This is a genomic window from Kumtagia sp., from assembly GCF_059502445.1.
This window is the reverse complement of the sequence record NZ_JCACER010000036.1, coordinates 1-12,852: the sequence shown is the minus strand read 5'-3', so window position 1 is coordinate 12,852 and position 12,852 is coordinate 1. Positions and strand designations below refer to the sequence as shown.

The 12,852-nt window shown below is 68.3% G+C and carries 14 protein-coding genes; 6 read left to right on the top strand and 8 right to left on the bottom strand.

Translation table 11 applies throughout. From position 1 onward, the window contains the following. Nucleotides 1-80: 80 nt before the first annotated feature. Nucleotides 81-1,388 (top strand): hypothetical protein, encoded by a 1,308-nt coding sequence (locus tag AC5JDC_RS13490; RefSeq protein WP_495841787.1) that lies wholly within the window; start codon nt 81-83, stop codon nt 1,386-1,388. Nucleotides 1,389-1,439: 51 nt separating this feature from the next. On the opposite strand, the gene AC5JDC_RS13485 is transcribed toward AC5JDC_RS13490, so the two are convergent. After that, nucleotides 1,440-1,937 carry a GFA family protein gene (locus tag AC5JDC_RS13485; RefSeq protein ID WP_495841785.1) on the bottom strand — a complete coding sequence of 166 codons (498 nt, stop codon included), beginning with the start codon at nt 1,935-1,937 and terminating at the stop codon, nt 1,440-1,442. An 89-nt stretch (nt 1,938-2,026) separates the two neighbouring features. Between AC5JDC_RS13485 and AC5JDC_RS13480 the strand changes: the two genes are divergently transcribed. Continuing rightward, complete coding sequence (locus AC5JDC_RS13480) at nt 2,027-2,356, top strand: TfoX/Sxy family protein (protein WP_106774473.1); 330 nt, start codon at nt 2,027-2,029, stop codon at nt 2,354-2,356. 31 nt (nt 2,357-2,387) lie between these two features. Here AC5JDC_RS13480 and AC5JDC_RS13475 read toward each other — a convergent pair whose 3' ends face one another. From AC5JDC_RS13475 to AC5JDC_RS13445, 7 genes are all read right to left on the bottom strand, one after another. After that, nucleotides 2,388-3,305, bottom strand: a complete 918-nt coding sequence (locus tag AC5JDC_RS13475; protein ID WP_495841783.1) for a pseudouridine-5'-phosphate glycosidase — start codon at nt 3,303-3,305, stop codon at nt 2,388-2,390. Next, on the bottom strand, nt 3,295-4,278 hold the full coding sequence (locus tag AC5JDC_RS13470) for a PfkB family carbohydrate kinase (protein ID WP_495841781.1): 984 nt from the start codon (nt 4,276-4,278) through the stop codon (nt 3,295-3,297). The genes AC5JDC_RS13475 and AC5JDC_RS13470 overlap by 11 nt, the downstream gene beginning before the upstream one ends. Before the next feature lie 160 nt (nt 4,279-4,438). Then, nucleotides 4,439-5,263 (bottom strand): hypothetical protein, encoded by an 825-nt coding sequence (locus AC5JDC_RS13465; protein WP_495841779.1) that lies wholly within the window; start codon nt 5,261-5,263, stop codon nt 4,439-4,441. 585 nt (nt 5,264-5,848) lie between these two features. Next, nucleotides 5,849-6,496: a hypothetical protein gene (locus AC5JDC_RS13460; RefSeq protein ID WP_495841777.1), complete on the bottom strand. Its 648-nt coding sequence runs from the start codon at nt 6,494-6,496 to the stop codon at nt 5,849-5,851. 96 nt (nt 6,497-6,592) lie between these two features. Next, complete coding sequence (locus tag AC5JDC_RS13455) at nt 6,593-8,125, bottom strand: acyl-CoA carboxylase subunit beta (RefSeq protein ID WP_495841776.1); 1,533 nt, start codon at nt 8,123-8,125, stop codon at nt 6,593-6,595. A gap of 105 nt (nt 8,126-8,230) precedes the next feature. Beyond that, complete coding sequence (locus AC5JDC_RS13450) at nt 8,231-9,136, bottom strand: alpha/beta fold hydrolase (RefSeq protein WP_495841775.1); 906 nt, start codon at nt 9,134-9,136, stop codon at nt 8,231-8,233. Between the two features lie 22 nt (nt 9,137-9,158). Beyond that, entirely contained in the window at nt 9,159-9,599 is a 441-nt protein-coding gene (locus AC5JDC_RS13445) for a VOC family protein (protein ID WP_106775635.1), read from the bottom strand. 210 nt (nt 9,600-9,809) lie between these two features. Here AC5JDC_RS13445 and AC5JDC_RS13440 point away from each other — a divergent pair, with 210 nt between their 5' ends. From AC5JDC_RS13440 to cysE, 4 genes are all read left to right on the top strand, one after another. After that, nucleotides 9,810-10,400: a cold-shock protein gene (locus AC5JDC_RS13440; RefSeq protein WP_106775634.1), complete on the top strand. Its 591-nt coding sequence runs from the start codon at nt 9,810-9,812 to the stop codon at nt 10,398-10,400. Between the two features lie 48 nt (nt 10,401-10,448). After that, a complete protein-coding gene (locus AC5JDC_RS13435) occupies nt 10,449-10,931 on the top strand; it encodes a DUF192 domain-containing protein (RefSeq protein WP_495841869.1) in 483 nt (160 codons plus the stop codon). Between the two features lie 21 nt (nt 10,932-10,952). Then, nucleotides 10,953-11,720 carry an alpha/beta fold hydrolase gene (locus AC5JDC_RS13430; protein ID WP_495841774.1) on the top strand — a complete coding sequence of 256 codons (768 nt, stop codon included), beginning with the start codon at nt 10,953-10,955 and terminating at the stop codon, nt 11,718-11,720. Nucleotides 11,721-11,897: 177 nt separating this feature from the next. Then, nucleotides 11,898-12,746 carry a serine O-acetyltransferase gene (gene cysE / locus AC5JDC_RS13425; RefSeq protein ID WP_106775631.1) on the top strand — a complete coding sequence of 283 codons (849 nt, stop codon included), beginning with the start codon at nt 11,898-11,900 and terminating at the stop codon, nt 12,744-12,746. The last annotated feature ends 106 nt before the right edge of the window (nt 12,747-12,852 follow it).

Genomic DNA, 12,852 nt, shown 5'->3' with positions numbered 1-12,852 from the left:
GCCCGCCGCCGTGCGATCCGATCGCCCGCCTCCGAGGACGCGTCGCCTGGCCGCGTTGCCGGAACCGTAGGAGACCGCGTTTGGGGGGAAGCGCGAGCCGTCTCAACATTTTCGTCGCGCCGGTGCCCAACCGGCCGCTGATCGCCCTGATGACGCCCGTCAACAGGGTGCTGATGCTGAAGGGCGTGCCGTTGCTGCGCGACCTGCCGCCGTTCAACCGCATTCCTGGCTGCCGCGGCGTCGCCAATGTCCGCGAGGTCGATTTTCCGCAAGCCGACAGGGACCGGCTGAGCGCCGTCTGCGGGCAGGGCATGGCGACGTTCCTCACGCCGAACCATCCGGAATTCTTCACTGACTGGATGATCGACAAGCAGATCGTGTCGAAAGTGGCGCCGCTTGCCGCCTCGTGGGCGACCAACGGCGTGGTCAACGGGCTCGGACGGCTGGCCCAGAAATTCTGGCTGGCCAACAACCTGATCGCGCAGATACCGGGCAACAGCGACGCGGCGCGCGACCATTCGGTCGGCTGGGCGGCGCAAGGTCACGGCGTGCTGCTGCATCCCGAAGGCGCGGTAGGCTGGCACGGCGACTGGGTGGCGCCGCTGATGCCCGGCGCCGCCGAGATGGCGCTCGAAGCGCTCGAACGCGGCCGCGCGGCGGATCCGGCGCTCCGGGCGTTCGTCGCGCCGATCGTCTGGAAGCTGGTGTTTTTGCGCGACGTCGAGGCGGAGCTTTTGGCGGAATGCGCCTATGTCGAGCGGCGGCTGAAGATCGCCGCGCCGCCGGCCGGGGCTGACCCGGCCGGGCGGGTGCATGCGATCTATGCCGCGCTGCTGGCGCGCGACGAGGAAGCCGCCGGCGTCGTGCCGGACGAGGTCCGGCCGTTTCCGGCCCGCCTGGAGGCATTGGTGTCCATCAAGAAGGCTGAACTCGCCGATCTGGTCGGCAGCCCGGATGGGGAGACGGCCGACCTGCTGCGTGCCGCCCGGCGCTGGCTGCGTGAGACGACCGGCACCACGCCGGAGGCGGCAGGTCGGGTGAAGGCTACGGCCGAGGCGCTGCAGCGGCTGATGCGGCTCGGGCCGTTCGCCTGGGCGCGCGATCGCATGACGCAGGAGGAGGCGGCCGAGCACATCAAGCGCATCCGCAACGACTATTGCGCCGGCACCTTCCGCGACACGCTGAACCGCTTCGTGCCGCAGCCGGCAGGTCCGCGCCGCGCCATCATCCGCGTTCCGGAGCCGATCGCGGTGCATGACTTCGCCGGGGACGCGGCGGCGCTGACGGCCGAGCTGCGGCGGCGCCTGCAGGCGGCGCTCGATGCGATCAATGCCGGCCTGCGGGGCGAGGGAGAGACGAGGGACTATCCCAATCCGTTCGCGGGGTGAGCGGGTGCCGTGCGTCCTTCGAGGCTCGAAGGACGTACGATCAGGCACGCCTCAATCCACCCAAAGCCCGTTCTTCCTGTGCCAGTCGGCGATCGAATCCTCGGGATAGAGGTCGAAGGCCGCGTCGCCGTCGCGGACGGCCGGCTCGACCCATGAGGCCTTGTATTTCAGCATGATGTGGACGCGCCGGGGCGCCCTGGGCAGATCGGTGTCGACGGCGCTGGCGAAGGGATGGACCAACTCCGGCCAGGTCGGGTCGTAGAGCCACAAGGCCGATCCGCATTTCTTGCAGAACCGCCGCTCGCCGGTCGAGACCTCGCAACGCGTGCGCTCGTCGTCCTCGATCTCGGCGCGGTAGAGGCCGAGATCGCTCTCGCCGGTGACCTTCAGCGTCTGCGATACCGCGCCGAGATTGATGGCGTATCCGCCGCCGCCCTGCTGCTTGCGGCAGATCGAGCAGTAGCAGAGCATGTAGGGGACGGGCGTGTGGCTCTCGACGGAAAAGCCGACGGCGCCGCAGCGGCATGAACCTTTGAGCAGAAGAGGCAAGGGTCTTCCTTTCGTCATTGTGCGGACCGCGATGCTGGCGTCGCGACGTCGCGATGACAAGCCCGTTCGCCGCTGGCATAGTCCTGGTCATGGACAACGTCGCAATCGCCGATCTGTTCGCCGGGCTGGGCGAGGTCTCCATCCGAAGAATGTTCGGAGGGAAAGGCATCTACCACAACGGATTGATCATCGGCATCGAGCTGCGCGGCGAGCTGATGCTCAAGGGCGACGAGATTTCCGCGCCGGAGCTTGAAGCCGCCGGCGCGCGCCGCTGGCGCTACACCGGCTCGCGCCACGGCAAGCTGGTGGCGATGCCCTACTGGACCATTCCCGACGAGGCGGTCGACGACCCGGAAGAGTTCGGGCGCTGGGCGAGAAAAGCCTATGAGGCGGCGGTGCGGTGGCAGAGCAAAGGCTAGCCGATGGGATTTGGCGGTGCTCCAAGCCAACCTACAGCGCCTTGGCGATCCGCGCCGCCAGCCTCGCATTGTTCTCGACCAGCGCGATGTTGGTCTTGAGGCTCTCGCCGCCGGTGAGGTCCAGAATGGTCCGGAGCAGGAAGGGCGTCACCGCCTTGCCGGAGACGCCTTGTTCGGCGGCCGCCTTCTGCGCGGCGGCGATGTGGACGGCCATCGCCTCGGCGGCGATCTCGTCCGCTTCCGGCACGGGATTGGCGACCAGCAGGCCGCCGTCGAGGCCGAGCGCCACGCGGGTCCTGAAGAAGCCGGCGATGGCTTCGGCGGTGTCGAGGCGCAGCGGCGCGGGGTAGGGCGAGGTGCGCGACCAGAAGGCCGGCATCACATCCGACTGGTAAGCGACCACCGGCACGCCGCGCGTCTCCAGCACCTCAAGCGTCTTCTCGATGTCGAGGATCGCCTTGGCGCCGGCCGACACCACGATGACCGGCGTGCGCGAAAGCTCGTCGAGGTCGGCCGAGACGTCGAAGCTCAGTTCGGCGCCCTTGTGGACGCCGCCTATGCCGCCGGTGGCGAACACCGAGATGCCGGCGAGTTTTGCCGCGATCATGGTGGCGGCGACCGTCGTGCCGCCGGTGCGGCGTTCGGCCACGGCGAAGCCGAGATCGGCGCGCGACAGCTTCATCGCCCCTTGCGTCTGCGCCAGCGCCTCGCGCTCGGCCGGCGACAGGCCGATTTTTAAACGGCCGTCGACCACTGCGATGGTGGCGGGGGTGGCGCCTTCCCCGGCGATGATGCGCTCGACGTTCTCGGCCATGCGGCTGTTGTCGGGCCAGGGCATGCCGTGGGTGATGATGGTGCTTTCCAGCGCCACCACCGGCCGGCCGGCGGCCAGCGCCTCGGCGACCGGCGCGAAGATGTCGATATGGGCCATGGCCGTGTCAGGCGACATGCGCTTCTCCCTTGCTCGGCGCCTCATGCAGCGTTTCGGCCGGCGGGACAAGGGCCAGCGCTGCCTCGAACGCCGCGCGGGCGAGCGAGGGGGCGGCGTCGGCACTCTCCAGGGCAAGCAGCGCCGCCGCCATGCCCTCGCGCACGGCTTCGGAAAAGGGCCGGCCGGAGAGCAGCGCGGCTGAAGCCGCTCCGGCCAGCGCATCGCCGGCGCCGGTGACGTCGGCGATTGTCTTCGGGGAAGGGGGCGTGATCGAAAAAATCCGGCCGCCATCGAGCGCCAGCACCGGATCGGCTCCCTTCGACAGCACCGCACGCCCGAGCCCGAGCGTCTTCAACGCGTCGAGCATCGCCGGCGCGGACGCCTCCGGGCCGAGGCCGGTCAGCGCGCCGGCCTCGCGCGCATTGAGGAACAGGCAGGAGAGCGCCGGCAGGATGGATTTCAGCCGCACCGCCTTGGCCGGCGAGATGGCGATGGCGAAGACCGGCTTGCCGGCGGCGAGCGCCGGCAGCCGCGCCAGCGCCTCGGCCGACAAATTGGCGTCGGTGAAGATTGCGTCGGCTTCGGCGATCGCGGCGCGGGCAGAGGCACGGCGAAGCTGCTTGGCGAAAGCGAGATCGTAGAGGCCCATGTCGGCGAGGGCCGCCACGACATCGCCCTGGCGGTCGAGCAGCGCGGTGTAGCTCGGCGTGGCGCGGTCGAGGAAGGTGACGGAGAGGTCGCGGATGCCGGCAGCCTGGATGGCGCGGGCGACGGTCTCGCCGGCGGCATCGCCGCCGCGCACCGACATCATCCGCGCCCCGACGCCGCGCTGCACGGCATTGCGCAGCGCGTTGAAGGTGCCGCCGCCGGCCTCCTCGCGCATGGTGCCGGGGTTGGAGGCGCCGGGCACGAAGTCGACGGCGATGCGGCCGCGCCGGTCGATATGCGCGCCGCCTATGCCGAGGATGGTCTTCTGCTTGCCTGCGCTCATGCCCGACGTGTTCTCCATGCGTCCGCCAAGACCTAAGCAGGTTTGGCCGGCATCGCCAACAGGAGCGGCGGTCCTCGCAGACAGCACGGATCGTCGCCACGCCGCGAAAAATCCGCAGGGCGTCGGTCCTCCGCTGGTCGGGTCCGCCAGCCTGGCCCCGTCAGGACGTATCGGGCGGCTCCAGTGCCCACTGGGCAAGCCCGTGCACGACGTCGAGGACCTCGTGCACCTCGTGAACGGGCTTTTTTCGCCGCCAGCCCGGAGGCCGGCCGGGTTTCAGCGGCGAGAAGCGGCCGAACCGGCGCAGACCGCCGGATACCCGCTCTTGCGCGAGGACCGCGTCGCGGCGTGCCCGCCAGCAGGCGAAGCGCCTTGCCTGGCCGGGCAGGTCGTCCAGCGCCGCAGCCAGCGCCCACAGCCGGGCGTCCAGCCGTGACGCGTCGATGGGATCGTCGGGCGACCAGGCGGGGATGCGGAACGGCTCGCTGTAGCCGGGACAGGAGATGCGCGGCACGCCCCTGGGCGCCCGCCGCGGGCGGCGGTTCCAGGGTTTTAGCGGATCGAGCAGCGGCAGGGAGGTGCTGCGGGCGCGGGCTTTCGGCCGCGCCGGCATGCGGACGGGGCCGGCCCCGGGTCGGAATTTCGGCTGCGGTTTCTGCCGGGGCGGCGGCAAGGTCACCACGAGGCCGCGCGCGGCCACGACGATGAGGCGCCGCACCGCCGCTTCGGCCGGGCGCAGCAGCCTGAGTATGGCGCGGTGGAGGCGGCGGGGAAGGGTGAGCGAGGGGTCGAGTGCCGGCGCAAGTGCCGGGGACAGTTTACTTTTTTCGGCCCGCGACAACCTTGAAGCGGCTGTGCCCTTCTGCCGAAACAAAGTAAACTGTCCCCTGAGTTCCCCGAGATCCAGCCCGGCCATGGCGACGAGCATGGCGAGGATGCGCTTCAGCGCCTCGCGATTCTTCTCGATTGCCGCATCCCAGTCCACCGCCGCTCCTTTCCAGCACAGGCGGGGGATTGTCGCTCGGGTGGGCGAGAGGGGGATAAATTCGAGGAAAACGATCCTGCCAAATGCTGACAAGAATTGCCCGGCAATCGCCCGGAGGTCACCCCCACCCCACAAGGGGGAGGGGACCCGGTTGTGTCTCGCCAGGCGCCAATCGTCGACGGTTCGCGCGGCATGGCCGCCGCAAAATTCCCCTCCCCGTTGTGGGCAGGGCTATCGTATATGAGTTTTTTGTATAGGAGCGGCAGACAGCTCTGCGTCGTCATTCCGGGGCCGCGTAGCGGAACCCGGAATCCAGAGTGCCGACGCTGCTCGAAATTCCTGGATATCTGCGAGGTCTCGCTTTTCCTTCGAGACCAACGCTCTGGATTCCGGGTTCCGCTGCGCGGCCCCGGAATGACGGTCTTCATCTGCATATGCGATTGCCCTGCCCTTGTGGGGAGGGGGTAGGGGTGGGGGTGCGAGGCCGCCGGACTCCTCACCACTCGGCGGTAGACCCGTGTGCCCGTGGCGAGCCCTCGGTTGCAGGCGGCGTCCTGACCGAAGGCTGTCATCTCGTGCCGTGCATCAACCCTGCGCGATCGCGGCGGGACATGCAGCCGACGCCGGCGCGGGCGCCGGCGCATGCGGCGGCTTGGCGGCCGTGGACGGTGCGGCAGGCTGTACCGCTCCGGTCGTGGCTGGAGACGCCGGCGGCGCGGCGGGCCTCGGCCGCACTTTCGCGACCTCGCTGCCATAGACGGCGGTCACCACCTCGTTTTCCATCCCGGCGGTCAGCGCCCGTTCGGCCTTGCCGGCGTCCTGTGTCACTGCCTGCACGGCGCCGATCACGCCGTTGAGGGCGTAGGTGTCGAGGGCAACGACCCGCTGGGTGCCGTCGATCTTGCCGGTCGCCCTGTCGACCGACCGGACGGTGCCGGTCATGCGGTTGGAATCGCCGACCAGCAGCGACAGAGCCGGGTTCTTCAGATGATATTCGGCGATCGTCACCGACACGCATTTTTCCGGGCCGGTCTTCGGCATCGCGGCGAAGCGCGAGCGCAGCGTTTCGCGCAGTCGCGGCGCGACGGAAGGCGGCACGGTATTCGACTGGTAGTGTACCGCCACGTCGACCACATGCGCGTCGTGCACGCTGGCATAGATGCCCTTGGTCTGGCAGCCCGCCCCAAGCAGGCAGACGGCGACCATGGCGGCCGCTCCGAATATCGGTTGCATGGCTGATTCTCCCCCTCGCCCGGGGGGACTGTAATGCATCGGCGAGGGCGTTGGACAGCCGTCAGGAGACAGCTTCGGCAGGCGCCGGGCGCTTGCTCACAGCGGAATGTTGTCGTGCTTCTTCCAGGGGTTCTGCAGGTCCTTGTTGCGCAGCATGCGCAAGGCCCGCGCGACGCGGCGGCGGGTCGAGTGCGGCATGATCACCTCGTCGACATAACCGCGCTCGGCCGCCACGAAGGGCGACAGGAAGCGGTCCTCATAAGCCTTGGTATGCGCGGCGATCTTTTCGGCGTCGCCGATGTCCTTGCGGTAGATGATCTCGACCGCGCCCTTGGCACCCATCACTGCGATCTGCGCCGTCGGCCAGGCATAGTTCATGTCGCCGCGCAGATGTTTCGACGCCATCACGTCATAGGCGCCGCCATAGGCCTTTCGGGTGATCACGGTGATCTTCGGCACGGTCGCCTCGGCATATGCGAACAGCAGCTTCGCGCCGTGCTTGATAAGCCCGCCATATTCCTGGGCGGTGCCGGGCAGGAAACCGGGAACGTCGACGAAGGTGACGATGGGGATCGAGAAACAGTCGCAGAAGCGCACGAAGCGCGCCGCCTTGCGCGATGCGTCGCTGTCGAGCACGCCGGCCAGCACCATCGGCTGGTTGGCGACGAAGCCGACGGTGCGGCCCTCGACGCGGCCGAAGCCGGTGACGATGTTTTTTGCAAAGCTCGGCTGGATCTCGAAGAAGTCGCCCTCGTCGGCGGTCTTCAGGATCAATTCCTTGATGTCGTAGGGCTTGTTGGCGTTGTCGGGGATCAGGCGGTCGAGCGAGAAATCGTGCTCGGTCGCCGACTGGTAGCATTCGATCTCGGGGATGTCGGCCGTGTTGGAGGCCGGCAGGAAATCGAGCAGCCGGCGCATCTGCAAGAGCGTCTCGACGTCGTTGTCGTAGGCGCCGTCGGCGATCGAGCTTTTCGTGGTGTGCACCGAGGCGCCGCCGAGCTGCTCGGCCGTCACCGTCTCGTTGGTGACGGTCTTCACCACGTCGGGGCCGGTGACGAACATGTAGGCGGTGTCGCGCACCATGAAGATGAAGTCGGTCATGGCCGGCGAATAGACGTCGCCGCCGGCGCAGGGGCCCATGATGACGGAAATCTGCGGGATGACGCCGGAGGCGAGCACGTTGCGCTGGAAGATTTCGGCATAGCCGCCGAGGGCTGCCACGCCCTCCTGGATGCGGGCGCCGCCGGCATCGTAGATGCCGACGATCGGCGCGCGGTTGCGCAGCGCCATGTCCTGCACCTTCATGACCTTCTCGGCATGCGCCTCCGACAGCGAGCCGCCGAACACCGTGAAATCCTTGGCGAAGACATAGACGGGGCGGCCGTTGACCGTGCCCCAGCCGGTCACCACGCCGTCGCCGGCGATCTTCTGCTTCTCCATGCCGAAATCGGTGGAGCGGTGCTCGACATACATGTCGAACTCCTCGAAGGAATTTTCGTCGAGGAAGACGTCGATGCGCTCGCGGGCCGTGAGCTTGCCGCGCTTGTGCTGGGCGTCGATGCGCTCCTGGCCGCCACCCATGCGGGCGATGTCGCGGCGGCGGGCGAGTTCCTCGAGCACGTTTTTCACGAGACCATCCTCCTCGCCGCGGCCTTGGCTGTCAGCCACCTGTCACAGCGTGTAACCACGGCGGTCCGCCCGCGCAAGCATGCCGATGCTCCCGACGTCGGTCGATCATCCGTGCAACAGATCGCGCAGCGCCGCGAGCGTCGCTTCCGGCGCCTCGCGCGGGATGTCGTGGCCGACGCCCGGCAGGACGCGGCGCTCGTAGCGCCCGGTGAAGCGGCCGGCGTCGGTATCGGCTGGCGGTGGCGGGTCGACGCCGTCGTCGGCGCCCCACAGCGCGATGGTGGGGACGGAGATCACCGGCTGGGCGGCGAGTTTTCGCTCGGTCTCCTCCAGCGCCGGGTCGCCCGGCGCATAGCCGAAGCGGTGGCGGTAGGAGTGGGCGACGATGTCGACGAAGTCCGGATTGTCGAAGGAGGCGGCCGTTTCCGCATAGATTTGCTCGTCGAAGCGGAAGGTCGGCGACCACAGCGACCACAGCAGTCTTCCCAGCGCATGGCGGTTGGCGGCCAGCCCGTCGCGGCCGCGCCGGCCGTGGAAGTAGTATTGGTACCAGTAGCGGTGTTCCTGCTCCGGCGGCAGCGGCTCGACCGAGCCGGCGATGTCCTGGATGGCGTAGCCGCAGCCGCTTACCAGGCAGCGCACGCGCTCGGGCCACAGCGCCGCGACGATGCAGGCGGCGCGGCCGCCCCAGTCGTAGCCGACCAGGGCGGCGCGCTCGATGGCGAGCGCGTCGAGCAGGGCGAGCAGATCGTGGGCGATCGCCGCCTGCTGACCCGAGCGCATGGTCCCGGCATCGTGGAAGCGGGTCGGCCCGTAGCCGCGCAGATAAGGGACGATCACGCGAAAACCCTCGGGCGCGAGCGCGGCCGCCATGGCGTCGTAGCAGCGTGGATCGTAGGGGAAGCCGTGCAGGAGCACGACCGCCGCGCCGTCCGGCGGCCCGTGCTCCTCATAGGCGATGTCGAGCATCGGCGTGCGCGCATGCCGGACCGGGACGCGGCGTTCGGCCATCGCTCTTCCTCCGTGGCGGGCGCTACCAGGCTCCGGTGTTGGGCATGGAGGCCCAGGGCTCGGCCGGCGGAAGCGGGTCGCCTTCCTGGAGAATCTCGATCGAGATGTTGTCGGGCGAGCGCACGAAGGCCATGTGGCCGTCGCGCGGCGGCCGGTTGATGGTGACGCCGCCGTCCATCAGGCGCCGGCAGGTGGCGTAGATGTCGTCGACCTTGTAGGCGAGGTGGCCGAAATTGCGGCCGCCGGTATAGGTCTCCGGGTCCCAGTTGTAGGTGAGCTCCAGCTCGGGCGCGCGGGCGGCGCTGGAAGTGCCCTTGTCCTTCGGCGCGGCGAGGAAGATCAGGGTGAAGCGGCCCTTGTCGTTGTCGATCCGCCGCACCTCCTCCAGGCCGAGCTTGTTGCAATAGAAGTCCAGCGAGGCGTCGACGTCCGTCACGCGGACCATGGTGTGCAAGTAACGCATTGTCTTCCTTCCATCGTTCGCCAGGTTCGGCAGGCCGCGGGGCGGTCATCTGGCCACCCTATACGCCAAGTTCCACGGCTGCCGCATGATAGTTGTCGATGAGTTCACGCCAAGGTGAAAAAAGCCATGCCGGCTATTGCCCTGACACGAATGCAAAGTGTTATCCTAACGGAAGAATCACGTGGGTCCGATCAGGAAAGGTGCGTTCGGATGGGGGAGAAGGCCTCTTTGGTGGGGCGGAGCTTGGGGGCCGACGAGGGGCTGAACCACGACGAAGGCGATGTCGCGGGCGTGTTCGAGGTCTCCGGCGCGATCAAGTGGTTCGACGTGGCCAAGGGATATGGTTTCATCCTGCCGGATGAGGGCGCCAGCGACGTCCTTCTCCACGTCACCTGCCTGCGCCGCGACGGTTTCCAGACCGCTCATGAGGGTGCGCGCGTGGTCTGCCTGGCAAAGCAGGGGGACCGCGGCCTGCAGGCGTTCCGCGTGCTCTCCATGGACAATTCCACCGCCGTCCACCCGGCCGAGATGCCGGAGCAGCGCACCCATGTCACCGTGGTCGCCGAGAGCGGGCTGGAACGCGCTTTGGTCAAGTGGTTCAACCGGACCAAGGGGTTCGGCTTCCTGACCCGCGGGGAAGGCACGGAGGACATCTTCATCCACATGGAGACGCTGCGCCGCTACGGCCTCGCCGAGCTCCGGCCCGGACAGGTGGTGCTGGTGCGCTTCGGCCGCGGCGACAAAGGCCTTATGGCCGCCGAAATTCACCCCGATATCGGAACCCTGCCGTCGTCGCACTGAGCCCGCGACCGTTTTTGGGAGTTCCGATTGGCCGCCCGACAGCCCCGGATCGCTGCTGCGCTGCTTGCCCTCGTGCTGGCGGCGCTCGTCCATCTGACGCCAGGCCTGGCCGACGGCCGCGCCCAGGTGCTGCCGGTCGACCCGGCGCCGCTGGTGGCGGCGACGTCCGCCGGCGAGCGGTCGTTCACCATCGAGGTGGCCGACGACGTCGGCGAGCGCTCGGCCGGGCTGATGTTCCGTGAGGCGATGGCGGACGACCACGGCATGCTGTTCGTGTTCGAGCGCACCCAGCCGGTGAGCTTCTGGATGAAGAACACGCCAATGCCGCTCGACCTGATCTTCGTCGCCGAGGACGGCACGGTGCGCGCCGTGAGGCGCGGCGAGCCGATGTCGGAGGCCATCATCTCCGCCGGCGAGCCGGTGCGCTTCGTCCTCGAGCTGAAGGCGGGAACCGCCGCGAAGATGGGCATCGCCCGCGGCACGGTGCTCCGCCATCCGGTGATTGCGGGTGTAGCCGGCAATCCGGGTTGAGGCCAGTTTCGCGAGGCTGACGTGACCGCCTATTTTTCACATGACGGCTTCGAGCTCGCCTATCTCGACCGCGCGCCGGAGGCCGGCGGCGAGCCGATCCTGCTCATCCACGGCTTCGCCTCCAGCATCCAGGTCAACTGGGTAGCTCCGGGCTGGGTGAAGACGCTGACCGAAGCCGGCTACCGGGTGATCGCGCTCGACAACCGCGGCCACGGCCAGTCGTCGAAAAGCTACGACCCGGCCGACTACACGCCACAGAAGATGGCGGGCGACGCGGCGGCGCTGCTCGCTCATCTCGGCATCGGGCGGGCGCACGTCATGGGCTATTCGATGGGCGCGCGGATTTCCGCCTTCCTGGCGCTGGCAGAGCCGGGGCTGGTCGCCAGCCTGGTCTTCGGCGGTCTCGGCATCGGCATGGTCGACGGCGTCGGCGACTGGGACCCGATCGCGGCGGCGCTGCTTGCCGACGATCCGGCGTCGATCGAGCACAGGCGCGCCAAGACGTTCCGGACCTTCGCCGACCAGACGAAGAGCGACCGGCGGGCGCTCGCCGCCTGCATCGAGACCTCGCGCACGCTGCTCGGCGAAGCCGACGTCTCCCGCATCGCCCAGCCGACGCTCATCGCGGTCGGTACCACGGACGACATAGCGGGCTCGGCCGCCGACCTCGCCGGGCTCATGCCGAACGCGGTCGCCTTCGATATCGAGGGCAGGGACCATATGCTTTCGGTCGGCGACCGGACGTTCAAGCGGCGCGTGCTCGAGTTTCTCGCCGCGCATCCGATCTGAGCGCGCGGCAACCTTCCGGGATCGTGCTCCGGCGCCCGGAACCGTCTGCCAAATGGCCTTGAAAAGCGGCCAATCCAATCCATTTGACAGGGTGGTGAAGAAAATTGAGTTCAGTCGCGCTATAGTCCGATGTATATAGGCGCGCGACGACGCCGGGAGGCGAAACGGAGGCATCCCATGAGCAGCAGCAATCTGGCGAAGCACACCTCGCTTCAGCCGGTCGATCCGATCTGGCGCTCGGTGCGCGACGAGGCGACCGACGCCGTGGCCCGCGATCCGCTGCTGTCGGCCTTCCTCTATTCGACGGTCATCAACCAGGAATCGCTCGAGGATGCCGTCATCCACCGCATCGCCGAGCGCCTCGACCATGCGGACCTCAGCGCCGACCTGATCCGCCATACCTTCAAGGCGATGGCGTCGGAAGTTCCGGATTGGGCGACCGCCGTGCGCGCCGACATCCAGGCCTATTACGACCGCGACCCGGCCTGCGACCGCTTCTTCATGCCGATCCTCTACTTCAAGGGGTTCCATGCGATCCAGACGCATCGGCTGGCGCACTGGCTGTGGACGCAGGGCCGCCGCGACTTCGCGCTCTACCTGCAGAGCCGCTCGTCCTCCGTGTTCCAGACCGACATCCATCCGGCATCGCGGATGGGCAAGGGCATCTTCATCGACCATGCCACCGGGCTGGTGGTGGGCGAGACCGCTGTCATCGAGGACGAGGTCTCCATCCTGCACGGCGTGACGCTGGGCGGCACCGGCAAGGCCGGCGGCGACCGGCATCCAAAAATCCGCTACGGCGTGCTGATCGGCGCCGGCGCGAAAATCCTCGGCAATATCGAGGTCGGCCATTGCGCCAAGGTGGCGGCCGGCTCGGTCGTGCTGTCGTCGGTGCCGCACAACAAGACGGTCGCCGGCGTTCCGGCGCGCGTGGTCGGCGAGAGCGGCTGCGACCGGCCGTCGCGGCAGATGGACCAGTTCCTGCCGTCGCAGACCATGGATCACGTCGTCAGCTTCGACATCTGAGGCGAGATCGCGCCAAGGCGATCGGCGCGATCTTGTGCTGACGTCGTGTCTAGCGCCCTCGTGGTTCGACAAGCTTCTGTAATTGCGGTCAACAGGGTTGCGTGTC

Bases quoted from the DNA above. Each gene is read 5' to 3' on its own strand.
- AC5JDC_RS13445 (WP_106775635.1), bottom strand. From the start codon at position 9,599: ATGCGTTACTTGCACACCATGGTCCGCGTGACGGACGTCGACGCCTCG.
- cysE (WP_106775631.1), top strand. From the start codon at position 11,898: ATGAGCAGCAGCAATCTGGCGAAGCACACCTCGCTTCAGCCGGTCGAT.
- AC5JDC_RS13460 (WP_495841777.1), bottom strand. From the start codon at position 6,496: ATGCAACCGATATTCGGAGCGGCCGCCATGGTCGCCGTCTGCCTGCTT.
- AC5JDC_RS13450 (WP_495841775.1), bottom strand. From the start codon at position 9,136: ATGGCCGAACGCCGCGTCCCGGTCCGGCATGCGCGCACGCCGATGCTC.
- AC5JDC_RS13440 (WP_106775634.1), top strand. From the start codon at position 9,810: ATGGGGGAGAAGGCCTCTTTGGTGGGGCGGAGCTTGGGGGCCGACGAG.
- AC5JDC_RS13475 (WP_495841783.1), bottom strand. From the start codon at position 3,305: ATGTCGCCTGACACGGCCATGGCCCATATCGACATCTTCGCGCCGGTC.
- AC5JDC_RS13470 (WP_495841781.1), bottom strand. From the start codon at position 4,278: ATGAGCGCAGGCAAGCAGAAGACCATCCTCGGCATAGGCGGCGCGCAT.
- AC5JDC_RS13480 (WP_106774473.1), top strand. From the start codon at position 2,027: ATGGACAACGTCGCAATCGCCGATCTGTTCGCCGGGCTGGGCGAGGTC.